Genomic DNA, 22956 nt, shown 5'->3' with positions numbered 1-22956 from the left:
CTCGGTGACGGAAAACCGCAGACAGTTGAACAATTTTGATCGTCTTTTAGCGGAGAGGTTGCAAGGAAAGCTGCTGCTAGCGTTGACTAAGTCCAGCCAAGTGTGAGCATTGCCAATGGTTGTATTGAAATGCCCACGCGAAGAAGTGGATGCTCTTGCTAAAGAGTCGGTTGAGTGCATCACAAGTTCTGACCCACTGGCATGCCGTAGAAGGGTGCAAGATGAATATAAGGCCTTGAACGATGGCAAAACCGGTGCGGGGCTGCAAGGTTGCAACGCGCCTAGGGAGGGCGCGTGTAATAATCAATACACGCCTGTCAAAAGTGGCTTTGCTCAGCTCGATTCGGTTGCGTTAAACGCCGAAGAGAAAGATGTTCTAGCTCATTTTCAGGACTTTAATCATGACGATGAGCGAGTGGCTGACCATGCGTGGTTGCAGTCATTTTGAAATGGGAGGTGGCTGTTTTTCTTGTTAACCGTATTAGTTTGTCCGTATTTCAAGAATTTTCATGATTTTTATAGGGTGTTTCGTCAGGCGCAAGCAGACTTGGAAATAACTCTTCTTGACCAAAATGTATTAGATCGCCCTCCGTAAGGCTTTGATCAATAGTTTTGGTTGGCGTTCTTATCCATTCTGAAATGATTCTGCCTTACCTCTGTTTAAGAGATGTCACCCTAGCAAACCCCCACTCCGGACACCCCCGTCCCAAATCATCCGAACCCCACTCCGCAATACCCACCCGCCAATAAACTAAACTACCCAGCGGCACCCGCTCGCTGTCCGGGCCTGAGGAAGTTGTCAGCCTTATCCTTATCGTTCTAAGCATCTGCCAATACTCGGTTTAAAACATAACAAAACTACCTGTTCGCACGAACCGCATAAGGATAAGGCTTGGATGACAATGACTCCAGTGGATGGATCAGTTTCCCTTGACGTTAATAACCTGTTCAGAAAACCCAGGATCTGTTTTGACTGGGAGGACCTGCGTTACTTCGTGATGTTTTCCACGGTCAGTTCCCTGAGTGGCGCTGCAAGGATGCTGGGTGTGGAGCACGCCACGGTGTCGCGTCGTATCGCTTCGCTGGAAAGGTCTCTGAATGTAAAGCTTGTCGACCGTCGCAAGCGTTTGTATGAACTGACCGATGAGGGACGGCGTGTGGCGGCGATCGGGCGACAGATCGAGGCGCAGACTCAGGCTGTTGGCCGTCTCGCGGTTGCGGCTCAGGTGGTGCAGGCTGTGGAGGTGACCATCAGTGCGCCGCCGTCGGTGGCGGTCGAGAAGCTGGTACCGCGGTTGGGGGCGTTTCGGGCGATGCATCCCGGAATTGTGTTGCGCTTGTTGGGCGATCACCAGTATTCATCGTTATCCAGTTGCCAGTCTGACCTGTGTATACGGTTTTCCAAACCTGTTGAAAGCGGCATCGTCGCGCGCCGCATTGGCACAGCTTCCTTTTCATTTTATTGCGCACGTTTTTATCTGGAGCAACGCCCTCCGGAGCATTATGAGTTTATTGCTTATGACAATGAACTGATGAGTGACAATCAGAATGGTTGGCTGAGGGATATCGTCGGGGATCGACCCTTTGTGCTGGAGGCCAAAACGGTGGAGTTGCAAATTCGTGCTGCGGAAACCGGTGTGGGTATCGCGTTACTGCCCAGTTTTGCCGTAGAGGGTAATGATCGTCTGTGCCGGGTGGAATTGTCGGCTCCGCTGGAAGTCGATGTCTGGCTCGGTGTGCATGAAGACTTGCGCGCGGTGGCTTCCATACAGGCTGCCATGAATTATGTGGAAAGCTGTTATCGCTAGCCAGGGCTGAGTTCGCGCTGGTTATGTTGTCGGCAAAACAGTCGTGCGGTGAAAAAATTCCCATCCCCTCATCAAATATCGACAGTTTACAAGTTCGGCTGTTTTGACGAGGATCAATGTCGAGTGGAGCAGTTCATGACTCGAAACTCCGAGACGTTAAGGTGTCGGCTCGGCAAGGTTTGTTAGATGGCGCGCTGTTGGATAATTATAAAAACTCAAGCAGTGGCAAGATCATCTCAAGCACCCTGATGACACCCTAAGGACAGCAGGAGATTCTCATGGCCGACGTAAAAATTCTCGACGTTACATTGCGTGATGGTGGTTATCGGAACAACTTCAACTTCACAGAAGATCAGGCGCAGATAGTGGTCGCTGGCTTGGCCAGTGCGGGTGTCGACCTCTGCGAAATTGGTTATTGCAAAGGATCCTTCGCCCCGAAAGGCGAGCACGGTCTGACCAGTGATGTAGGCGCAGGCTTCATTGAAAAGATTGCGCAGGCGGCCAACGGCCGTATCGAACTGGCCGTCATGGTTCACCCCAGAAACATCACCACGGATGACTTCGCCATGCTCAGGGAGCAGGGCGTTTCGATGATCCGCGTCTGTTTGCGGCGCGATCAATTGGATGAGGGGCTTGTGACCTTGTCGCTGGCTCGCGATCACGGCTTCAGTGTCAGCGCCAATGTGACGCATGTGACTTCGCAGACGCCAGGCAGTGTGCTTGATACGGCGGTACGCGCGGAGGGGGCTGGCGCGGATATCGTTTGCTGTGCGGATTCCAATGGCCATATGTTGCCAGCCGATGTAGATCGACTGTTCAGTCGTCTCTCAAGCCGACTATTGGTGCCGCTGGGCTTTCACGCCCATAACAATATGTCGTTGGCGCTGGCGAATGCAGTGGCGGCTATAGAAGCCGGCGCTGAATACATCGACACGTCCATATGTGGCATGGGCAAGGGAGCCGGCAATCTTCACCTGAGTATGCTGGTTGCCTACCTGGAGCGTACCGGCGTGAGTCATGGCTATGACCTGGTGAAGGTGATGGAACTGTCGGAAGCCACGGCCCGTGCGGTACCGCACAACAATATGCCCAGCCCGCTGATGGATATCATTCTGGGCACTTACAACTTCCCCTATGACAGCAGTCAACGCGTACGGGACACCCTCGAGCGCTTTCAGCTGACTTCCGAGTATCGAGCGATCGAGGTCATGCATCAGCAGGACAAGGTAGCGCGTCTTGCGCCGCGAGCGGTGTTGTCGACCAGCGGCCTGTCGAACAGCGCAAAGGGAGTCGCGCTATGACCATTCAAGTCCTCCGAAAGCGCATCTGTGTATTGCCCGGTGACGGGATCGGCATTGAAGTCATGGCGGCGGCATTACCGGTGATTGCGGCGTTGAACCTGCCATTCGATCTGATTTCGGCTGACATCGGTTGGGAATGCTGGAGGGCCGAGGGGGAAACCGTTCCGGCCCGTACCTGGGAGATCATGGCCAGTTGCGATGCGACATTGCTTGGCGCAATCACCAGCAAGCCGCTGGCAGAGGCCGAAGCAGAGTTGCCAATGGCGCTTCAGGGCCAGAACCGCCGCTATGTCAGTCCGGTCATTCAGCTCAGGCAGAACCTGGACCTTTACGCCAATGTCCGCCCGGTCACTGACATGACTGGCGAAAACAGATTTCGCTTTGTCGTGATCCGGGAAAACACCGAAGGGCTTTATGCGGGGCTGGACTTCGGTTGTATCCCGGATGCACTGGTGCCGCTGCTCGAAGAGCGGGAAGCCCTCGGCGCGGCGTGGCAGCGAGAAGGGCAGGATGATGCGACGGTGACGTTGCGCCTGCAGACGCGAAGTGGCCTGACGCGTATTTTCGAATACGCCTTCGAGTACGCCCGCAAGAATCATTTCACGCGGGTTACGTTTGTCGACAAACCCATGGTCCTGCGGCACAGCAGCGCCTTTGCACGGGGCATCTTCGAAGCAACAGCTCTGCGTTATCCGGACGTGACCGGGGTCATCGAAAACGTCGATGCGGTTGCCCTGTGGATGGTGCAACGTCCCGAGCGCTTCGGGGTGATCGTTGCCGAGAACATGTTCGGCGATATTCTTTCCGATCTCGGCGCCGGAGTCATGGGCGGCCTGGGGTTTGCGCCCAGTGGCAACTTCGGCAATTCAGGTGCTTATTTCGAACCGGTACACGGCAGCGCACCTGCTCACGCGGGTTTGAACAAGGCCAACCCCGGCGCGATGTTCATGGCCATCGCGCTGATGCTGGAGTATTTGGGGTTTCCGGCCGAGTCGGCGTGTATCAGCCAGGCGGTCAGCCTGGTTTCTCGCACATCCACACGCACGTATGACCTTGGCGGTTCCCATACCACGGCTCAAGTGGGCGAAGCGATCGTTCAGCAGTGCATCGAGTTGCAGTCCCGCACGTTCGGGTATGGCAACGAACAGGTTGCAGCACAGGGAGAACGTCATGTCAGCGCACTTTGAAGCTGTACCCATTGCGCAAGCCGTGCTGGAGGCATGTGAACATCTCGATACTGCGTCCTTGTCTGACGCGCTGGACAGCCTGGGGATCGACGGCGGGCTTTTGGGGATTGCCTCGCAAGTCCCTGGCACTCGTTGCGTGGGCATCGCGTTTACCGTGCAGTACGAGCCGGTCGATGCATCTGCGGTCTTCAAGGGTGCTGCCAACTATATCGATCATGTACCGGCCGGCGCGGTGATTGTTTCCTCAAACAACGGACGCCAGGACTGCACAGTATGGGGCGACATCATGACCCACTTCGCGTTGGCCAATGGCATCAAGGGCACCGTGATCGATGGCGTGGCACGCGATATCGATACGGTCATCGAGTGCCGTTACCCATTGTTCAGTCGCGGGCGTTTCATGCAGTCGGCAAAGAACCGCGCTCAACTCCAGGCTGTACAAGTGCCTCTGCTTATCGATGGCGTGACGGTCCAGCCCGGCGACCTTCTGGTGTGTGATGGCAGCGGCTGCGTTGTGATTCCACAGCAGTTGGCTGTCGAGGTCGTACGCCGTGCCCAGGCGGTCGAGCAGACAGAGCGCCGCATCATCGAAGCCATATCAGCCGGCTGGACGCTGGAAAAAGCCCGTAGCACTTATCGCTACGACCAGCCCTGGCTGACTGATGCTGAAAAAATCAGCGTCGCGATGCCTTCGCAGGCGTGAACCGAGCTGCCTTCCCACTTGAATGGAAATGATGATGAAAATGGAATTGTTCGACGCTCAATCCGTCACCGATGACAACGCGGTTTATCTGATCAATGTCGTACAGGTAAACGAGGGGGCTCAGGATCTGGCCATTCAGATTCTTGAAGAGACGGTCAGTTACGTGGCGCGCACTTACAGTGCCTTCAAATGGAGCCGGCTGATGAAAAGCATCGACGGCAAGACCGTTATCAATCAGGCGCAATGGAGTGATCGCTGTCAGTTTGAGTCGCTGTTTACCGACGCAGAGTTTCTGTCGCGCTACTCCCGGTTGAAAGAAACCGGCACTTGGGAATATCACCTGTACAACGTGGCCGAGTACATCACCCCTGAAATTGCCTTACAGAAGGCCGGCTAAGCCACGACCGGCAGAAGAGGGCGGCGCACAGGCCGCCTTCGTCTGATATTCACTCGGATTTGCACAGGGATTATGCGATGACCACGATCAATACAGCACTGACCTCTCTTCTGGGCATTGACCACCCGCTGATTCTGGCGCCCATGGGCGGCGCGTCCGGTGGGCGTCTGGCGGCTGCGGTTTCCCGTGCCGGTGGCCTCGGCCTGGTGGGTGCCAGTTACGGCGACCCGCAATGGATGGCACGTGAACTGGAGATGATGCGAGAGGTGCAGCAGCCTTGGGGCGTCGGGCTGGTCATGTTTACCGTGGCCAAACAGTTCGAATTGCTTCATCTGGCGCTGGAGTATCGTCCGGCGGTGGTTGTCCTGTCGTTTGGTGATGTACGTCCTTTCGTCCGGCCCATTCAACAGGCCAGCGCCAAAGTCATCGTTCAGGTGCATGACGTTGACCAGGCGCTTGAAGCGCTGGACGCCGGTGCCGATGCGCTGATTGTGCAAGGTGCCGAGGCGGGTGGTCACAGTTTGCGTCGCGCTTCACTGCCGCTGTTCCCGGCGGTCCGCGACGCGGTGGGTGAGCATGTCGTGCTGATCGGTGCCGGCGGGATCGCCGACGGGCGTGGCATGGCTGCTGCGCTGGCGCTGGGCATGGACGGCGTGATGATGGGCACGCGCTTTCTGGCTTCGCAGGAGGCACTGCCTTCCGAACGGGTAAAACAGCGACTGCTGCAGGCGGTCGCGAGCGATACGGTGCGAACCCGGATCTTTGATCAGGTACGCGGCATCGACTGGCCCGAGGGCTACAGCGGACGTGTGATCGGCAATGACTTTTCCGCTAGCTGGGTGGGTGAGGAGCAGGCTTTCGCTGCCTCAGCCGGTCAACTGCGCCTGGACTATGAAGCCGCGCTGGCGGCCGACGATGTCAGTATCCGGGCCATCTGGGCGGGCGAAGTCGCGGACCTGATCAAGGAAGTGCTGCCCGCGCAACTGATCATCGAGTCGACCCTGCGCGGCTATGCCGCCAGTGTCGAACGCCTTCGCACGACCCGCTGAGCCTTCACGATGGAGCAACGACCGGACCCGCTCGACAAGGCGGGTCTTGTCATTTTTGCAGGAGCAAAAGCCATGAGTCATTGCATCACCTGCCAGACCTTCGGTGTCGGGCAATCAAGCGTATTCATTCTTTCACCGGTGATGCCGGTCTGGGACGAGGGCGGGTTTGCCCAACCGCTGATCGAGCATTTCACTGCGAGGGGGTATCAGGTCAGGGTTTTTGATTCCCTGTCCCTGCCGCTCAAGCCCGGCGAAGACTTTGGCGGGTTTGCCGAGCGCTGGGTCAGCGCACTCGAACCTTGGGGGATACCGGATGTACTCGTCGGCGTGGCCTTGGGTGGTGCGTTGGTACAGGCGTTGGCAGGCACTTCATCAATGCGGTCGACGCCTGCGTTGTTGCTGCTTTCTTCTCCCGCCAAAGCCGATGCGCTGCTGGATTCCAGGCTGGGACGTATGGCTGATCTGGCAGAACAAGGGCATGTCGAGCAAGCCAAACGCCTGCTGGACGATCTGGTGTTGCCTGAAGGCCAGAAACACGAGCACCCGTCCGTCAGCGAGAATGACGCAACGCTATCAACCCAGGGACAGCGTCTGACCCTGGGATTCCGGCTACTGAGCGGTCTGGATATCAGTGAGTGCCTGCTCGATTACAAAGGGCGTGTGCTGAGCGTGTTTGGCGGGAAGTCGCAACTGGTTGGGGCGCGTCATGTGCTGCATACCAAAGGCCACAGACAACGCTCACTGTGTGTGCCTGATGGCGGGATGCGCCCGCTGGCAGATGATCTGGACCGGGTGCTGGAGAGCATCGATACATTTCTGATCGCCAGAGCGGAGTGTGTGCAATGAGTCAGATTGAGGAGCCAGGCTTCATTGATCTGCATTACCACGCCAATCCTGACGCGTTCATTCGCCGTCATGGAGCGATAGAGGCGGGCAGACGCTACGCTGCGGTGCAGGGCCGGGTCGTATTGAAAAATCACCTGGGGTGTACGGCGGCCCAGGCATGGGAAGCACGCAATCAGGGTTTTCCGGTCAGCGGCTCGGTGGTGCTGAACGAGATTGCCGGCGGCATCGACTACCGTGTGGTCGAGCGCAGCCTCTGTTTGCGTGGCGATGAATCTGGACGTTTCATTGTTCACTTGCCAACCGTCACAGGCAGAACGCATACCAGCACGCTGGCCCGCAACCTGAGCCTTCCGCTGTTGCGGGACAAGCCCATCAAGCCTGCCAGAGTGACATCGGAGAACGGCCGCCTGACGCCACAGGCGCAGGATATTCTGAAAATGGCACGTGACTATCCGCTGGTGATCTCGACCGGGCATGCTGATGCCAATGAAGTCAGGACGTTGATCGACGAAGCGCTGCGGATCGGTGTGCCGAGGTTGATGCTCAACCAGCCTGCCAATCCGTTGACCGGTCTAGACGCGGCCGAGCTTGCGCTGATCGGCACAGAGCCATCGGTCTACATCGAGCAGACCGCACTGACGTACCTGCTGGGCTATCAGGACCGGCAGGATTTCAGCGATGTGTTGAGTCATGTCGGCAATGTGGTCTACAGCTCGGACCTGGGGCAGACCAGTCAGATCGATGTCCACGAGTGGCTGTCGTTGAGCGGGCAGTGGTTCGATGCGTTCGGCTTGAGCGGCGAGCGCCGCACCGAGGTGACGCTGTTGAATCCGCAACGCATGTTGGCCCTTTAAACTGTTCGGATAAGGCCGCCCTGGTTAGCACTGCCAGGGCGGCCTGGCCATCAGGCTACTGCTGCGGACACCTTCGAAGCAATCGCCTCCACAACTCTGGATTCACGCAGGCCCGCGTCTTCCATCAGCGGCAGTGTTTCTCTCACGAAGTCCTTTATACCCTCGTGGTAATCGAGCCACGTCAGGGCAATGCCGTCGATCCCCCAGTCAGAATACTTCCTGAACAGCTCCACGATCTTCTCGGGTGTGCCCACCAGGGGCACCCCGGCGAATCCGGCCTTGAAGTGGAAACGGAAACGCACGGCGTCTTCGGGGGTGAAAATGCCGGTCTGGATACCCAGCTCGCCGGTGATGATGTCGCAGCCCTCATCGTCACCCAACTGGTTGGCGTAATAGTCCAGGTAAGCGTCTGCTTGCTCCTGCGTGTCCTTCTGCACCACGTAGCCATAACACCATATCTTTATGTCACGACCGAATTTCTGTTTCGCCAGGTCTTTGTAAGAAGCGATCTGCTCACGCACGGCGTGTTCGCCGTCCAGATGTTTGACGATCAGGAATGCGGCATCGCAATGTTCTGCGCAGAACAGTTTGCCGCGCGGCGAGCCTCCTGCGTTGATCAGGTAGGGTTTATTCAGGGGTTGTGGCTGCGAGATTGCGCCGCAGATGTTGAAATACTCGCCTTTGAAGTCGAACGGGGTCTGCTGCTCCCAGGCATTTTTTGCAATGTGCAGCCACTCTTCCGCGTAGTCGTAGCGTTTGTCGTGCTCCATCATGTGGCCGCTGAACATGCGCATTTCCGCGCCATACCAGCCGCAAAGGATATTCAGCCCGAAGCGCCCGCCGCTGATGTGGTCGATGGTCACCGCCTGTTTGGCCGCGAACAGCGGGTGTACGGTGGGCAGGTGCGAGGTGGTGAAGACCGCGATCTGACTGGTCAGGGCTGCAATACCGGCAGCCCAGGTATAGGTCTCGAAACAGACACCGCCCGTATTGTTGGTACCGCCGAAACCTTTCCAGCGGCCTACCGGTATGAAGGCTTCAAACCCCGCATCGTCGGCAATCCGTGCGATTTCCAGGTTGCCAGCCCAGTCGTCTCCGCGCAGGCGTTCAGGCGCATTGGTGACGGTGCAGCCACCCTCGGTATTGGTGGAGAAAACACCCAGCTGTATCTTGTTCGGGCTGCTGTGCATCGGGTTGGTTTTTATCGGATAGGATTTTTCAGCGCGCATCGTGACCTCCCAGGTCGGTAGTTGAATCGTTCGTCCTTGCTACATCCTGAACCTGCGGTGGCCGTGCCGATGAAGTATTCGCTCAGGCATGATCACCCCGGCGGGTCGGGAAGTACGGCAGCACATACTCTTCCAGCTCTTGCAACACTTCTGTGGCCGGACGCCTCAGGGGCTTGAGGTTCAGCGCCACATGCGAAACCCCCTGTTCCCGCTGACGCTGCCACAGGGCGATGAGGGCGTTGCGCCCGGTACTGATTCCGCGTCCGACTTTCATCGGCGCGTCCTTGTTCTCGTCCAGATCGAAGAACGTCGCATAGCCGTAGGGCTTGAAGTGTTTTTGCTCATTGGCACTGCGCCAATGATTGATCACTTCAGGCAAGGTGTCGAAGCCGCTCTGATGCCATATCCAGCCATCCATGTGATTGGCCAGCCATTTGATATCCTGCTGACAGCGGCCGATGGCAAGCATAGGCAGCCGCCCGAAAACCGGTTTCGGCAGTAGATCCAGCGTGCCATTGAGTTGCCCGTAATGGCGCGATCTGAACACTGGAAAAGACTGCTCGGTCACCGCGTGCAGCAGTTCGACGCCGTCTCTGAAGCGTTCCGCGCGGGTGTCGAAATGCTCGCCGAACGCAGGATATTCGCCGGGCCTGTCCCCCGTCGACACACCCAGCAGGAAGCGTCCCTCGAGCAACACGTCCACGCTGCACGCCTGTTTGGCGACCATCAGCGGATTACGCAGCGTCAATATGATGCCTGCCGTGCCGATGCAGATTTGCCGGGTGACGGCAGACAGCAGCGCGGCGTAGACAAAAGGATCGAACACCTGACCGGCGTCGCCGAACCCCGGGTCGAGAAGCGGTACGTCGCGCAGCCACAGCGCGGCGAAACCGGCCTTGTCGGCCTGAATGGCCAAGGCCAGATGGTCTTTCATGGTCGGTGCTGCGGAGTCGGGGTAGCCCTCCAGAGGCGCGATCAGCCCGAACGTGAGGTGACCTGGCGCGAATACCTTTGCAAAGGCGGGATGCCGCTTTGCGCCTGATATTTCATAGGGACTCACTTGATTTCGCCCGCCAGTTCAAGCGTGTCGGAGGCCTCTATGGGCGGTTCTTCATGAGCGCGTACGCGACCAAGCAGCGCAAAGACCGCCACGGCCGTCAGCACGGTGGCGGCGCTGAGAATGAACAGCAGATTGCGGAACGCGGTGGCGTACTGTTGGTGCAGCAGTTCTGCCTGGCCGGGCAGAAGACCGATCGCATTCTGCAGGTCGCCCAATGCGGCGCGGTTGGCAGCGTTTGTCACCACATCAGGCGCGACACCCGTCAGGGCATCGAACAGACCCCACTGAATGAACGTGGCGAGCAGTGCGCCTGCGATCGCAATGGCTATGCCGTCGGCAGAAACGCGTACGGCATTGAAGATGCCGGTAGCCATACCGGCGCGTTCCTTTTCAACCACACTGATCGCCATGCCATCCATCAGCCCCCAGGGCAGACCGATGCCGATACCGATCAAGGCCATCGGCAGCAAGGCGGTTTTGATTGCTCCGCTGTCCAGCGCCAGCGCGAGCCACAGCAGGCCGACAGCCACCAGCAGCAAACCGATACCGGACAGTAGCCCGGAGGTGAAACGACGTGCCAGTTGTGCGGCAAGCATCGGTACGATCAGCAGGGGCGCGGCCAGTGCGGTCATCATTTGCCCGGTTTCCAGAGCGCTGAGACCGTCGATACCAATGAAGCGCGCTGGCAACATGATGATCAGCACGACAAAGAAAAATGCCGGACTGGCTGCAAGAATCTGCACGCCGACAAAGCGCGCGCTATTGAACAGTGACAGGTCCAGCATGGGACGGGCAACGCGCCGCTCCACGGCGATGAATATCCAGAACAGCAGCAGTGAGCCAATGATGCCACCCATCACCAGTGGATCGCTCCAGCTCTCTTCAGGGGCGAGCAGGATTGCGTAAGTGAACAGGGCCAATGCTGCGGTAAAACTGATTGCGCCCGGCCAGTCCATACCCGTGGCGTCGGGATCCTTTGATTCGGTGGCGCTGAACAGCACCAGCAGGAACCCCGCGACGCCGATGAGTGCAGTCGCATGAAATGACCATTTCCAACCTGCCGAATCCACCAGCGAGCCGGCTGCGAGTGGGCCGAAGGCCAGACCTATGCCGAAGGTGGTGCCCAGCAGGCTGAAGACTCGGGTGCGCTCGGCGCCATGAAAGGTCTGGGCAAGCGACGACATCGCCCCGGCGAACGCTGCCGCGCCACCCAGGCCTTGAACCAGTCTGAGCAGGTCGATCTGGACCACGGAGGAAGCTGCCGGAATGGCGAAGGTGGAGAGCACGAAGATCGCCAGCCCGATCAACCAGACGCGTTTTCTGCCGTAGATATCCGTCAGGCTCCCGGCGGCCATCATCGCGCTGCCGTAGGTCAGGATGTAGGCGTTGATGACCCAGGTCAGCTCGACCGCTGATCCGCCCAGCGCCTGGTTTATCGAAGGCAGAACCACGGCAGGGCCGGTGAAGCATAACGGGATCAGAATGCCGGTCAGGCAAGCCGCGAGCAGTTGCCCCCATCGTCCCGCAGTGGGTTGTGTTTGGACCCGATGTGCTGTGGTCATGTGCAATGTCCCTGTGAAGCGTGCCCGGGTTTTGCTGTGATGCACGCGTTTATCCAAGAGCGATTGCCCTGCCGGGAGATTAGGGGTTGCGCCCGCAAACAAAAACAGGCTTATGTTCCGAACGTATAGGACAGGGTTGTCCTGAATAGGAGTGGGTATTGGAATCGCTCGGAAGCATCGCCGTGTTCGTTCTGGTTGCCGAAACACGGAGTTTTACCCAGGCCGGAAAACGCCTGGGCATCTCTTCGTCGGGTATCGGCAAGAGCATTGGCCGTATGGAGGAGAGCCTCGGTGTACGGCTTTTTCATCGCAGTACGCGCAGTATCGCCCTGACGCTGGAAGGCTCGATATTCCTGGAGCGTTGCCGACGCATTCTGTCGGAGCTGGAAGCGGCGGAAATGGAGTTGATCAATGCCAGGGATCTGCCCAGGGGCAGGTTGCGGATCAGTCTGCCGTTGGTCAGCGGACTGGTCATGCCGGTGATCATCGACTTCATGCGCACCTACCCCGATATCGAACTGGATATCGATTTCTCGGACCGGATGGTCGATATCATCGAGGAGGGCTTCGATGTCGTGTTACGCACCGGAGATCCCGCCGACTCGGGCCTGATGTCGAAGCGGATGGGCAGCTTCCAATTGCGCATTGTCGGCGCTCCGGACTATTTTGCCCGGCATGGTATACCCCGGCATCCTGGCGACCTGAGTCAGCACGCCTGCCTGTTGCACAAGTTTCCCTCCTCGGGAAAGTTCGAACACTGGCCGCTGCGTCGTGAGCCAGGCGTCGATGATCTTGAGTTACCTCAGGCCATGGTGTGTAACACCACCGAGATTCTGGTGGACGTTGCGCGGGCCGGGTTGGGCATTGCCTGTCTGCCGGACTTCATGATTTCATCGGCCGTCCGCGACGGCGAGCTGATACCTGTCCTGGCTGATTACACGGTGCACACCGGAACGTTCAGATTGCTCTGGCCGTCCAGCAAGCATCTTTCGCTGCGCCTGCGAGTCTTCATTGATTTCATGCACGCCCATTTGTTTGCTCCTCCATCAGTATGACTGTACGGAGCGAGCCTGCAGCACTTGGCAAGGAGCACTGGCATGTACACGCTTTTCGGCACGGAACGTTCGGGTTCAGCGGCTATAGAGATAGCGCTTCAGCGCTGCTCGGTACCTTTTACAGTGTGCAACGCCTGTGGATGGGAGGAGGGGCCAGGCAAGGAGGCGTTGAGGCGGGTCAACCCGTTGATGCAAGTTCCCACGTTGGTGCTCGCCGATGGCTCGGTACTCACTGAAAGCGCTGCGATCCTGATCCATCTGGGCCTGGAGTACCCAGGTTCCGGGCTTCTGCCTGGCGATTCCGCGCAGCGTGCTCAAGCGCTTCGCGCGCTGGTTTACACGGCAGCCAACTGCTATGCCGCCATCGGGATCATTGATTACCCGCAGCGCTGGCTGACGAGTGCCGACGATGGGCTGGAGAGGCTGCTCGAAGCGGGCGCCCGGAGGCGGTTGCATCAAAACTGGGAGACGTTTGCCGACCTGTTTGCTGATGCCGGGGTTTGGCGTTGCGATTCACCCGGCGCAGTGGAGATTCTGGCCTCTGTCGTGACGCGATGGAGTGGCGCCCGGGAGCACCTGCATAACGCCCGACCGGATTTTCATGCGCTGTTGTTACGGGTTGAGGCTGAGCCGTTGGTCAACGCGGTCATAAGACGCCATTGGCCATGAAACACCCGACGTTAATGATGAAGCAGGTTATAAAATTAAAAGGGCCGAACATTGAATGTTCGGCCCTTTTTAATTCAAGGCGTGCCTGAAGTAACCACGCCTCGCTGGCGATGAGCCGTTGTTAATGTTCGGTTATATGGGCTGGCGCGTTGGTTGCACTGATCGGCCCCAGTATTCTCAAATAGAGATGCACCGTAGTACCGCTTCCCGGTGCTGTTTCGACGCGTGCGCCTCCGCCGGCATTTACCGCGAACTCCTGCACCTGAACAAGGCCGAGCCCGGCACCCGGGTCGGCACTTCTGGTCGTGAAGAAAGGTTCGAAGATCTGCTCCTTGAGCTCGGCTGTCATGCCAGGCCCGTTATCGTTCACGCTGAGTACCAGATAATCACCTTCCGGGAATTGCGGGTCTTCCTTGATGGACTCCAGCCGGGTCGAGATATGCACCTTGCCAGGGCCTGAAATTGCATCACGCGCATTGCTCAGCAGATTCAATAAGGTGGTATGCAATTGCGCTTCTGCGCACAACACGCCCCAGCCTCGGGCGGACAGGTCGAATGAAAGGTCCAGCGTGTCGCCTGCCGAACGCAACAGAAGGTCACGCGCGGCATCGATCCGTTCGCTGACATCGATGCAGATCAGTTCGGGACCGTCATGGCGAACGCTGTTGAGCAGGCGAGTCACCAGTTGGCGACCGTGATCCACTGCTCGCAGTCCGGTATCGCTGAGCGTCTCGACGTCGGTAGGGCGGCGTGAGCGCATGCGGATCAGTTGCAGGCTGGCACTCAGTGCCTGGAGCAGGTTGTTGAAGTCATGAGCGATGCTTGCCGTGAGCATGCCCAGCGAAGACACCCGTTGCGACTGGCGCAAATTGCGCTCCAGAGCCAGGCTTTGGCTCTGTGCGCTTTCGAGCCCCAGCGCCAGTTCGGCGGCGTGCTGGTCACGTTGCTCCGAGACCAGGCGGTATTGCATCAGGGCTGCGGTTTGCCGCGCCAGTGCCAGCAGGGCACGACGTTGCTGTTCGCTCAGTACGCGCGGCCAGATGTCGATCACGCAGACGGTGCCCAGCGCATGACCGGCCTCGGTACGAATCGGCGCACCTGCATAAAAACGGATGTAGGGAGGCCCGAGCACCAGCGGACTCTCTCTGAAGCGAGGGTCAGTGGTTGCGTCTTCCACCACCAGCACATCGGAAGGCTGCAGGATGGCGTGGGCGCAGAATGCCAGGTCGCGATGCGTCTCCTGCACGTCCAGGCCGATGCAGGCCTTGAACCACTGGCGCTCTCGGTCAACCAGCGAAACCAGCGCGATGGGCGCGTCGCACAATGTGGTGGCGAGCAGCACAATGTCGTCGAAGTCTTGCTCGGGAGCACTGTCCAGTATCTTGAGATGCTCAAGAGACAGGACTCGTTCTTCCTCGCTGGCGGGGAGTGGCGCAGGGTGGTGGGTCATGGGGCGCACCGCGATCGGATGAAATTGGGTCTTATGATGCCTATGATCCATAGAGTGCAGCAAGGTATACGCCGCATAAATCAGCTCGGCGTGCGCAGGTTTGAACGATGTCCCCTTTATTCAGCCTCCCCCCTCGACACGCAGTGAAGCAATCCTGCGCAATCGAAGGGCGTTCCGATCGTGTTCGAATACCCTCGAAGCAGTCACTTCTTACTGTCTTGGCTGGTGCTAAGAAACCTATATGGCGACGCGCCATTAAATGGCACTTGTAATAGAAGTTAAAGTTCACTCGTCATAAGAAGTTGGCAGGTATTGAGAGTAATGAACCGGCCGTTCTGAACGCTATTTTTGTAACTTATTATGTCCATATTATGTGTGCTGTGTAATAAACTGCTGTTCGGTTTTTGCGCTGGCAAAGATCGTTGGCCTATCACTAACGTCTGTATTCTTCAGGAGCAACGCCGATGCCCGGCCCAAATGAATCAAGTCCTGCCGAACTCTTGCCCGAGGGGGCTGCCGACGACCGAGTTACCAGTCTGCTATGGGGGCCATTCTGGCTCGGGGATTCTTCCGGTACCCATCTGACTTACAGTTTTCATCGGGCCGACTCTGTCTATGCCACTGACTACAGTCGCTCTCAGGAACCCGGCGATGCCTATTCGCTGACCGACGCCCAGGCGGCAGCCGCAAAAAGCGCACTGGATGCCTGGAGCGCTGTGGCTGATATCAAGTTCACCGAGGTTCAGGACACCCCCGATAATGTCGGAGACATTCGCTTCGGCGGCTTCAAGGGCCTGCAAGGCTCCGAGTTTGGCCAAGCTTACGCGCCGGGCACGCTGGGCCGCTCCGGCGATGTCTGGATCGGACCGAACGTCAACGCGGCCGATCCAGCCAAGGGCACGGACGATTACCTCACGTTCATGCATGAAACCGGTCATGCACTGGGCTTGAAGCATTCGTTCGAAGGCTCGCAGTACAACGATGTCCTGCTCGATGCCAAATTCGAAGATGCGCGTTACACCATCATGAGCTACACCAACAATTACAGCTTCAAGCCCACCACGCCGATGCTGCTCGATGTCGCGGCCATGCAGTTTATATACGGTGCCAACACCCACTATCACACTGGCGACGACGTCTATAAGTGGGCGCCCGGGCAATCGGTATTCGAGACCATCTGGGACGCTGGCGGCAAAGACACCATCGATGCCAGCAATCAGGAAGCCTCGGTGAAAATCAACCTCAACGAGGGTGAGTTCAGCACTATCGGCAAGGCGTTTCTCGATTACAACGCGAACCCTGACGCACCCACGCTGATGAATTCCGGATTGGCGATTGCCTACGGTGCGCACATCGAAAACGCCATAGGTTCTGCCTTCAATGACACGTTGATCGGCAACGATCTGGATAACGTGCTCAATGGCCGCGGTGGTCTGGATACCATGATCGGCGGACTGGGCAACGATACCTACGTCATCGATCAGGCCGGCGAACTGGACCTTGTTCAGGAAAAGGCCGATCAAGGCGTCGATACGCTGAAGATCACTTACGACAATACCTCGCCCATTGCACAGGTGATCAACCTCAATGCCGGGACGCTGGCGAACTTCGAGAATGTGCATCTCAAAGGCGAGGGTGCATTCACCGTGCTGGGCAATGACCGCAACAACACCCTGACCGGTAATGATGCGGACAACGTTCTGTTCGGCGGTGCCGGCAATGACAAACTGGTGGGCGGTCAGGGCGCCGATATCATGACTGGTGGTAGCGGTGCTGACCGTTTCGTGTTCAACGATCTGTCGGAAATGGGCAAAGGCCACAACAGCGACGTGATCACCGACTTCAATAGCCAGCAAGGCGACAAACTGAGCTTCCTGAAAATGGATGCCAACGTGGACACCAAGGCCCTCGATGCTTTCAGCTTCATCGGCAGCGGCGAGTTCACTGGCGCTGGCCAGCTGCGTTTCGCTGATCATGTGCTGTCCGGCAACGTCAATGGCGACCTGCATGCGGACTTTGAAATCCAGCTGGTCGGCGTCAGCGAGTTCCATGCCCACGATCTGGCGGTCTGATCGCTGACCTGAAAGACCGATCTCAATGACAGGACTGCGTCGCTGACAGGCGCAGTCCTTTCCCGCCGACTTTCCCCTTCTTTTCTGGTTTTAATCGCGCACCGCAATTGGGCGAGGCAGCGTTTTGCGCGTTTTTTGGCACCGTGACGGTGCTGTTACAAAATTTAAAACCACAAATTCAATATATCCAACAAAACCCACTTGACTCATAAGGGCCTGCTGAATGTAATGCGCCGACAGCCGTTGGTGCCGTGCATTGCGCATAAGTGTCTGAGAGGTATCTGCTTTGATTGAGTCCAAGCCATCTTCCATGCCTAACGTGATTGAAGCTGCCACGCTTGTTCGCGAAGGGGGCCTGACGCCGATACGCTTGACCGAGTTGTGCCTTTCAGCGATTGAAACCCACAATTCCACACTGAATGCATTCGGTGATGTGTATGCCGAGGCGGCGCTTGAACAGGCCGAAGGCATGACCGCCGAACTGCAGCGCGGTGAGGTGCGCGGGCGGCTGCACGGCGTACCCTTTGGCATCAAGGATCTCTTTTCCACCGCAGGGCTGCGCACCACCCGGGGGTCGTTGACCGCTCTGGACTCGGTGCCGGCCCAGGACGCACCCATCATCCGTCGCCTGAAGAACGCTGGCGCGATCATTCTTGGCAAGACAGCGACCACCGAGTTCGGCTGGACGGGCGCCAGTACGTCGCGGGTGTTCGGCAACGGGCGCAACCCGTGGGACCCGAACCTCACCAGCGGCGGCTCCAGCTCCGGTTCGGCAATTGCCGTGGCGGCGCGAATGGTGCCAGCCGCACTGGGCTCCGACGGCGGCGGCTCGGTACGTATTCCGGGCTCGTTCTGTGGCGCATTTGCCCTCAAGGGCACGCTGGGCCGTATTCCCACCTGGCCCTGGTCGGCCACCGAGATGCTCAGTCATGCCGGACCGATCACCCGCACCGTGCGCGACAGCGCATTGCTGTTCGACATTCTGTCGGGCCCCGATCCACTGGATCATCAGGCGCTGCCAGCTCCCGACGAGTCCTTTCTGGCCCGTTGCGACCAGCCGCTGAAACCCTTGCGCATCGGTTTCTGCCCGACGCTGTTCGACACGCCGGTCGATGCGCAAGTCGCTGCAGCGGTTGATGCCGCCGTGGGCAATATCGCCAGGTCGCTGCCCGTCACAGTCAGCATACTCAAACCGGATTGGCATGACCCGCTGGCGACCTTCGAAACCCTGTGGGTCGCCGGGCGCGGTATTGCCTATGGCAAGGCGCTTGCGCAGAAACTGGACCAGCTCGATCCCGGCTTTGCCGATCTGATCAAGCGGTCTGCCCAGTACAGCCTGAGTGATTATTTGCAGGCTCTTCAACAGCGTGCGGCGTTCGCCAATCAGGTGCACGCGCTGTTTGAAGATTACGATCTGCTGCTCATGCCCACGCTGCCGATCCTGCCGTTTGCCGCAGACGATGTCGCCCCCGTGGGCTATGCCGGGCAGGACGGCGCTGTGCCGTGGGCGCGCTGGACGCCGTTCACTTACCCTTTCAACATCACCGGCAACCCGGCCGCCAACCTGCCTTGTGGCTGGAGTTCCGAGGGGTTGCCGATCGGCCTGCAAGTCGTAGGTCCACGCTTTGCCGATGCCCAGGTGCTGCAGTTCTGTGCCGCTGTAGAAGCCATTGCGCCCTGGGATCAGCACCTGCCACCGGTTTCGGGGCAATAGACATGTCGCTCTCGCACACGGATCAGGGGGCCAACGGCCCGGACACTGGAGTCATCACTTTGCAACGGAATGTCACCCCCATGCTCAATCAGCCGCGTCTGGACGAAATCATGCGCCTGCTCGCTCAACAGCAGCGGGTCAAGGCGTCGGACCTTGCACAATTGCTGTTTGTCTCCGAAGAGACCATCCGCCGCGACTTCAAGCATCTGGAGGAAGAGGGCAGGTTAAGGCGCATTCACGGTGGCGCTATTCTGCCCAGGTCCAGCGAAGAATTGCCGTTGCAGGAGCGCAGCAGGCTCAAGCCTCGCGCCAAGGCGGGCATCGCCGTGCGTGCTGCGCAGCTGGTCAGCGAAGGCATGGCCATCTTCCTCGACACCGGCACCTCGACGCTGGCGCTGGCCCAGCAACTGACCCGGTTCAGTCAGTTGAAGATCATCACCAATTCGCTGGACATCGCCCAGTTGATATCGCACCAGAGCGACAATCAGGTTCTGGTTGCGCCCGGTGATGTGCGGCGCACCGACAACGCCTTGATCGGTCCCCATACGCTGGAATTCGCTCGGCAGTTTCACTACGACATTGCCTTCATGGGCATCGGCGGCATTGACCTGGACTTTGGCCTGATGGATTACCAGGAGCCAGAAGCCATGTTGCGCAGAACGCTGGTCAGGCATTGCACGCGCAGCGTTGTGCTGGCTGACGATGGCAAGTTCGGTCATCGCACCTTTATCAACACCCTGCCATTTGCCGCGATCACGACCCTGGTCACTAATCGCGCGCTATCCGACGAGTTTGCGACACGCCTGGAGAAAGATCATGTCGACACCCTCTATTCCTGAACTGATCGAGCCGGGCGCAGCTGATCTGGCAGCGTTCGAAGCATTGTTTCGGCAAAGCTCGGCGATCGGTGCCACACCCGCCGGTGGTTTGCATCGGCTGGCGGCTTCGGTCGAAGACGGTCAGGTACGCGACCTGTTTCGGGACTGGCTCGACGCGCACGGCTTCGAAGTCCGTATCGATGCGGTGGGCAACCTGTTTGGCCTCATGACCTTTGATCCTGACGCGCCTTATCTGCTCTGCGGTTCGCACCTGGACAGCCAGCCGAGTGCCGGGCGTTTCGATGGCGTATACGGCGTGCTTGCCGGCGCCGTGGCGGTGTCCAGTCTGACGCGGCAATTGCTTGAGCGTGGCGAAGTCCCACGCTGTAATCTGGCGGTCGTCAACTGGACCAACGAGGAGGGCGCGCGCTTTCAGCCGAGCCTGATCGGCAGTGGCGTGTTCACCGGTGCCTTGAAGCTGAACGACGCCTGGGAAAGCCGCGATGGTGATGGCATCCGTCTCAAGGACGCCCTGCAGGCCATCGGGTATCTGGGCAACGATCAGGTTGATGTGAACATTGCCGGGTATGTCGAGATTCATGTCGAGCAGGGTGCTGGCCTGGAAAGCAGCCAGACGGCTATCGGCGTAGTGCGCGAGACCTGGGCCGCGCTGAAACGGCGAGTGCGTTTCGATGGCGAGCAGAATCACACCGGCCCCACGCCCATGGCCGCGCGCCGGGATGCGTTGCTGGCTGCTGCACACACCATCACTGCGGTGCATGACGAAGCCTTGCAGCACGGCGTGCAGATGCACAGTTCGGTAGGACGTATCGAGGTCTACCCCAATTCGCCCAACGTCGTGCCTTCGCGGGTGTCGCTGCTCATCGAGTACCGCTCCCGCGACGTCGATCTGCTGAGCGCTGCCTCGGAACGCCTGGATGCAACGCTGCACGCGATCGCCGACAAGACCATGACCGCGTTTGAAGTGGAAAGCAGCGTCTTGCGCTCGCCTGCCAGGCTGCATGACGGGTTCGCTGCACTGGCGCATGGCGTAGGCGCTGAGCTGGGTTTGTCGACCACCGACAGCATGACCGTCGCCGGTCACGATGCGATCAGTCTGAACCGGCGCTATCCCGTGTGCCTGCTGTTCATCCCCAGCAGTAATGGCGTTTCTCATAATGAGGCCGAGTACACCAGCGATCAGGACATGCACAACGGTTTGCGCATGCTGACCGGTCTGTTGCATCGGGCTTGCACCTCATCCGCGTCATTTAATTGAGGGGCTGAGCATGTCATATGCCGACGACCTGACCACACGCCTGCGCAGCGCACTGGCACCTTGCGGGTTCGCTGAGGACGCCGAGATCGAGAACGTGACGCAGGGCGTGGCCTCGCCTTCGAGATTGTCGACCGAGTGGGCAGGCTTTCGGGTCAGTAGCGCGCAGGGCGGTTGCTACGTCAAGGTTCTGCATGCCGACATGGCGCAACTGATCGATTTCGACACGGTAGCCCAGGCCAGCGAATGTGCCGGCCGCAGTACGGCGGCACCGCGTCTGCTTGGCGCAGACCAGGCCAATGGCGTGCTGATCTTCGAGGACCTGGGTTCGAACTGGCGAGCTGCGCGGCTCGACGATCTGCTCGCACCCGGTCGGCTTGCAGCGCTATGGGCACTCAAACGGCAGGTGCATGCCGGACCTGTGCCTGATGCCGTGCGCTCGCCGATGGCGGATATCGAGCGTCTTCGCACCTTGTGCGGGCGCGATAACGTTGCGCTGCCTGCCGAGCATCAATGGATCGACCGCTGCGTCGACATGGCCTGCCAGGCGCTGCAGAGCCACGCCGTGCAAGCAGTTCCGCTGCACGGTGACGGAGTGTCCAGCAACGTCATGGTGTCCAGCGAAGGCCAGTTGCGTCTGGTGGATTTTGACTACGGTGGCTGCATGGACCCGTGGTACGACGTGGCGATTACCCTCAATGAGCTTTATTCGTTCGAGCGTCAGTGGCGCGAGGGGATCAGCGCGTGGGCCGGACAATGCCTGGAAATCGACTACGCCGTGTGCCGTCTGTATGCGCTGATCAACGACTGGTACTGGACATTGTGGGGGCTTTGGGCCGGTACCACGTCCTCGCGGCCACTGGAGTTTTCCAAGGTCGGGCAATGGACGCTGTTGCGCTGCCGACAGTGCGTTCAGGACCCGCGGCTGGAAGGCTGGATGCGTCAGGTTCAGGAGGGTAGAGCATGAAAACGTTAGGGCAGTCGGTCAGTACCCAGGAACGACAACTGGAAGCCGCCGTGCGCAGCATCGACAGCTGGCAAGGCCGCCGCGTTGACTACGAGCCGGTCAGTGGCGGCATTTCCAATACCAACTGGCGGGTCGAGGTCGAGGGCGCCGACACGGCTTATTTCTTCAAGGTGCCAGGCGTCGGTACAGAGATGTTCATCGACCGTCACACCGCCCACGAGGCCAGTGTGAAGGCTGCGCAAACCGGGTATGGCGCGCCGGTTTTCGCTTTCCTCGAAGCCTTCGGTGTCGAGGTGTTCGAGTTCATGGAGGGCTGGCGGGCGTCGTCCAACCATGACTTCCTGCAACGCGACATACGCCACAGTGCCTTGCGCGGGCTCAAGGCGTTCAACGATCAGCCGCTGCTGCAACAGACCAAGACCGTATTCGACATGATAACCGAGCACCAGAGCCAGGTGGCCGAGCTCAAGGGTATCAAGCCTCAGGATGACGACTGGCTGTGTCTGCAATATCAGCGCGCAAAGGCTGCGCTGCAGGCTTCCGGGATCGACTTGGCGCCGTGCATGAACGACACGCTGGCAGGCAACTTCATGCTCAATGCGGATCGCCAGATTCGCCTGGTGGATTTCGAGTACGCCTCCAACAACGACCGCCATTACGAATTGGCGCTGTGGTTCGGCGAGATGTTTTTCAGCGACGACATGGAGCTGGCGCTGATTGAGGACTACTTCGGCCAGGTCAGCGCGCAAACCGTCGCGCGGATCAAGCTCAACAAGGCCTTGGCCGACATCAAATGGTCGACCTGGGCGATGGTGCAGCACGCGGTGTCGCAACTGGACTTCGACTTTTACAAGTACGGCACCTGGAAGCACATGCGGGCGCGCAGCATCATCAATGATTCGCAATGGGAAACCTGGCTGCGGCAGGTCTGAGTCGATC

At 58.8% G+C, this 22956-nt stretch carries 21 protein-coding genes; 17 read left to right on the top strand and 4 right to left on the bottom strand.

Going from position 1 to position 22956, the window contains the following annotated elements; genetic code table 11:
• Positions 1 to 115 precede the first annotated feature (115 nt).
• The 9 genes from PI739_RS20855 (at position 116) to PI739_RS20815 (ending at position 8145) form a co-directional block, all read left to right on the top strand.
• Entirely contained in the window at positions 116 to 448 is a 333-nt protein-coding gene (locus PI739_RS20855) for a hypothetical protein (RefSeq protein ID WP_074806071.1), read from the top strand.
• A 448-nt stretch (positions 449 to 896) separates the two neighbouring features.
• Positions 897 to 1808, top strand: a complete 912-nt coding sequence (locus tag PI739_RS20850) for a LysR family transcriptional regulator (protein WP_333782055.1) — start codon at positions 897 to 899, stop codon at positions 1806 to 1808.
• Between the two features lie 278 nt (positions 1809 to 2086).
• On the top strand, positions 2087 to 3109 hold the full coding sequence (locus PI739_RS20845) for an aldolase catalytic domain-containing protein (protein WP_032657573.1): 1023 nt from the start codon (positions 2087 to 2089) through the stop codon (positions 3107 to 3109).
• Positions 3106 to 4296 (top strand): isocitrate/isopropylmalate dehydrogenase family protein, encoded by a 1191-nt coding sequence (locus PI739_RS20840; RefSeq protein ID WP_096136948.1) that lies wholly within the window; start codon positions 3106 to 3108, stop codon positions 4294 to 4296. The genes PI739_RS20845 and PI739_RS20840 overlap by 4 nt, the downstream gene beginning before the upstream one ends.
• Positions 4280 to 4999, top strand: coding sequence for an RraA family protein (locus tag PI739_RS20835; protein ID WP_004413870.1), 720 nt, complete (start codon positions 4280 to 4282; stop codon positions 4997 to 4999). The genes PI739_RS20840 and PI739_RS20835 overlap by 17 nt, the downstream gene beginning before the upstream one ends.
• Positions 5000 to 5033: 34 nt before the next feature.
• On the top strand, positions 5034 to 5396 hold the full coding sequence (locus PI739_RS20830; RefSeq protein WP_004413869.1) for a hypothetical protein: 363 nt from the start codon (positions 5034 to 5036) through the stop codon (positions 5394 to 5396).
• A 77-nt stretch (positions 5397 to 5473) separates the two neighbouring features.
• Positions 5474 to 6445: an NAD(P)H-dependent flavin oxidoreductase gene (locus tag PI739_RS20825; RefSeq protein WP_096105520.1), complete on the top strand. Its 972-nt coding sequence runs from the start codon at positions 5474 to 5476 to the stop codon at positions 6443 to 6445.
• A gap of 72 nt (positions 6446 to 6517) precedes the next feature.
• Entirely contained in the window at positions 6518 to 7291 is a 774-nt protein-coding gene (locus PI739_RS20820; RefSeq protein WP_248671634.1) for an alpha/beta fold hydrolase, read from the top strand.
• Entirely contained in the window at positions 7288 to 8145 is an 858-nt protein-coding gene (locus PI739_RS20815; protein WP_248671635.1) for a DUF6282 family protein, read from the top strand. Before PI739_RS20820 ends, PI739_RS20815 begins: the two co-directional genes overlap by 4 nt.
• A 50-nt stretch (positions 8146 to 8195) precedes the next feature.
• Here the strand turns inward: PI739_RS20815 and PI739_RS20810 are convergent, their stop codons facing one another.
• The 3 genes from PI739_RS20810 to PI739_RS20800 form a co-directional block, all read right to left on the bottom strand.
• The gene (locus PI739_RS20810) at positions 8196 to 9374 is read right to left on the bottom strand and encodes an LLM class flavin-dependent oxidoreductase (protein ID WP_248671636.1); all 1179 of its coding nucleotides are present in this window, start codon (positions 9372 to 9374) and stop codon (positions 8196 to 8198) included.
• An 82-nt stretch (positions 9375 to 9456) separates the two neighbouring features.
• On the bottom strand, positions 9457 to 10434 hold the full coding sequence (locus tag PI739_RS20805; RefSeq protein ID WP_103736153.1) for an LLM class oxidoreductase: 978 nt from the start codon (positions 10432 to 10434) through the stop codon (positions 9457 to 9459).
• On the bottom strand, positions 10431 to 11996 hold the full coding sequence (locus PI739_RS20800; RefSeq protein WP_248670643.1) for an MFS transporter: 1566 nt from the start codon (positions 11994 to 11996) through the stop codon (positions 10431 to 10433). The genes PI739_RS20805 and PI739_RS20800 overlap by 4 nt, the downstream gene beginning before the upstream one ends.
• 158 nt (positions 11997 to 12154) lie before the next feature.
• Between PI739_RS20800 and PI739_RS20795 the strand changes: the two genes are divergently transcribed.
• Complete coding sequence (locus PI739_RS20795; protein ID WP_003364628.1) at positions 12155 to 13051, top strand: LysR family transcriptional regulator; 897 nt, start codon at positions 12155 to 12157, stop codon at positions 13049 to 13051.
• 42 nt (positions 13052 to 13093) lie between these two features.
• Positions 13094 to 13720: a glutathione S-transferase N-terminal domain-containing protein gene (locus tag PI739_RS20790; protein ID WP_248671637.1), complete on the top strand. Its 627-nt coding sequence runs from the start codon at positions 13094 to 13096 to the stop codon at positions 13718 to 13720.
• Between the two features lie 121 nt (positions 13721 to 13841).
• Here PI739_RS20790 and PI739_RS20785 read toward each other — a convergent pair whose 3' ends face one another.
• The gene (locus PI739_RS20785; RefSeq protein ID WP_024662335.1) at positions 13842 to 15170 is read right to left on the bottom strand and encodes a sensor histidine kinase; all 1329 of its coding nucleotides are present in this window, start codon (positions 15168 to 15170) and stop codon (positions 13842 to 13844) included.
• Between the two features lie 464 nt (positions 15171 to 15634).
• Here PI739_RS20785 and PI739_RS20780 point away from each other — a divergent pair, with 464 nt between their 5' ends.
• The 6 genes from PI739_RS20780 to PI739_RS20755 all read left to right on the top strand — a co-directional run bounded on the left by PI739_RS20780 (position 15635) and on the right by PI739_RS20755 (position 22949).
• Entirely contained in the window at positions 15635 to 17242 is a 1608-nt protein-coding gene (locus tag PI739_RS20780; RefSeq protein WP_271352161.1) for a M10 family metallopeptidase, read from the top strand.
• 310 nt (positions 17243 to 17552) lie between these two features.
• Positions 17553 to 18956 (top strand): amidase, encoded by a 1404-nt coding sequence (locus PI739_RS20775; RefSeq protein ID WP_096121478.1) that lies wholly within the window; start codon positions 17553 to 17555, stop codon positions 18954 to 18956.
• Between the two features lie 80 nt (positions 18957 to 19036).
• Positions 19037 to 19795, top strand: a complete 759-nt coding sequence (locus PI739_RS20770; RefSeq protein ID WP_003364616.1) for a DeoR/GlpR family DNA-binding transcription regulator — start codon at positions 19037 to 19039, stop codon at positions 19793 to 19795.
• A complete protein-coding gene (locus PI739_RS20765; RefSeq protein WP_058396280.1) occupies positions 19773 to 21053 on the top strand; it encodes a Zn-dependent hydrolase in 1281 nt (426 codons plus the stop codon). Before PI739_RS20770 ends, PI739_RS20765 begins: the two co-directional genes overlap by 23 nt.
• A gap of 10 nt (positions 21054 to 21063) precedes the next feature.
• The gene (locus tag PI739_RS20760) at positions 21064 to 22017 is read left to right on the top strand and encodes an aminoglycoside phosphotransferase family protein (protein WP_074806102.1); all 954 of its coding nucleotides are present in this window, start codon (positions 21064 to 21066) and stop codon (positions 22015 to 22017) included.
• Entirely contained in the window at positions 22014 to 22949 is a 936-nt protein-coding gene (locus PI739_RS20755; protein ID WP_003364609.1) for a choline kinase family protein, read from the top strand. Before PI739_RS20760 ends, PI739_RS20755 begins: the two co-directional genes overlap by 4 nt.
• Positions 22950 to 22956: the final 7 nt, after the last annotated feature.

The sequence above is a fragment of the Pseudomonas cerasi genome (assembly GCF_027983475.1).
Classification (GTDB): domain Bacteria; phylum Pseudomonadota; class Gammaproteobacteria; order Pseudomonadales; family Pseudomonadaceae; genus Aquipseudomonas; species Aquipseudomonas cerasi.
This window is presented reverse-complemented; position numbering and strand designations above follow the sequence as displayed.

What these genes read in the sequence shown, in the direction of transcription:
- PI739_RS20855 (WP_074806071.1), top strand. Translation starts at nt 116, where the DNA reads ATGGTTGTATTGAAATGCCCACGCGAAGAAGTGGATGCTCTTGCTAAA.
- PI739_RS20850 (WP_333782055.1), top strand. Translation starts at nt 897, where the DNA reads ATGACAATGACTCCAGTGGATGGATCAGTTTCCCTTGACGTTAATAAC.
- PI739_RS20845 (WP_032657573.1), top strand. Translation starts at nt 2,087, where the DNA reads ATGGCCGACGTAAAAATTCTCGACGTTACATTGCGTGATGGTGGTTAT.
- PI739_RS20840 (WP_096136948.1), top strand. Translation starts at nt 3,106, where the DNA reads ATGACCATTCAAGTCCTCCGAAAGCGCATCTGTGTATTGCCCGGTGAC.
- PI739_RS20835 (WP_004413870.1), top strand. Translation starts at nt 4,280, where the DNA reads ATGTCAGCGCACTTTGAAGCTGTACCCATTGCGCAAGCCGTGCTGGAG.
- PI739_RS20830 (WP_004413869.1), top strand. Translation starts at nt 5,034, where the DNA reads ATGAAAATGGAATTGTTCGACGCTCAATCCGTCACCGATGACAACGCG.
- PI739_RS20825 (WP_096105520.1), top strand. Translation starts at nt 5,474, where the DNA reads ATGACCACGATCAATACAGCACTGACCTCTCTTCTGGGCATTGACCAC.
- PI739_RS20820 (WP_248671634.1), top strand. Translation starts at nt 6,518, where the DNA reads ATGAGTCATTGCATCACCTGCCAGACCTTCGGTGTCGGGCAATCAAGC.
- PI739_RS20815 (WP_248671635.1), top strand. Translation starts at nt 7,288, where the DNA reads ATGAGTCAGATTGAGGAGCCAGGCTTCATTGATCTGCATTACCACGCC.
- PI739_RS20810 (WP_248671636.1), bottom strand. Translation starts at nt 9,374, where the DNA reads ATGCGCGCTGAAAAATCCTATCCGATAAAAACCAACCCGATGCACAGC.
- PI739_RS20800 (WP_248670643.1), bottom strand. Translation starts at nt 11,996, where the DNA reads ATGACCACAGCACATCGGGTCCAAACACAACCCACTGCGGGACGATGG.
- PI739_RS20790 (WP_248671637.1), top strand. Translation starts at nt 13,094, where the DNA reads ATGTACACGCTTTTCGGCACGGAACGTTCGGGTTCAGCGGCTATAGAG.
- PI739_RS20785 (WP_024662335.1), bottom strand. Translation starts at nt 15,170, where the DNA reads ATGACCCACCACCCTGCGCCACTCCCCGCCAGCGAGGAAGAACGAGTC.
- PI739_RS20780 (WP_271352161.1), top strand. Translation starts at nt 15,635, where the DNA reads ATGCCCGGCCCAAATGAATCAAGTCCTGCCGAACTCTTGCCCGAGGGG.
- PI739_RS20775 (WP_096121478.1), top strand. Translation starts at nt 17,553, where the DNA reads ATGCCTAACGTGATTGAAGCTGCCACGCTTGTTCGCGAAGGGGGCCTG.
- PI739_RS20770 (WP_003364616.1), top strand. Translation starts at nt 19,037, where the DNA reads ATGCTCAATCAGCCGCGTCTGGACGAAATCATGCGCCTGCTCGCTCAA.
- PI739_RS20765 (WP_058396280.1), top strand. Translation starts at nt 19,773, where the DNA reads ATGTCGACACCCTCTATTCCTGAACTGATCGAGCCGGGCGCAGCTGAT.
- PI739_RS20760 (WP_074806102.1), top strand. Translation starts at nt 21,064, where the DNA reads ATGTCATATGCCGACGACCTGACCACACGCCTGCGCAGCGCACTGGCA.
- PI739_RS20755 (WP_003364609.1), top strand. Translation starts at nt 22,014, where the DNA reads ATGAAAACGTTAGGGCAGTCGGTCAGTACCCAGGAACGACAACTGGAA.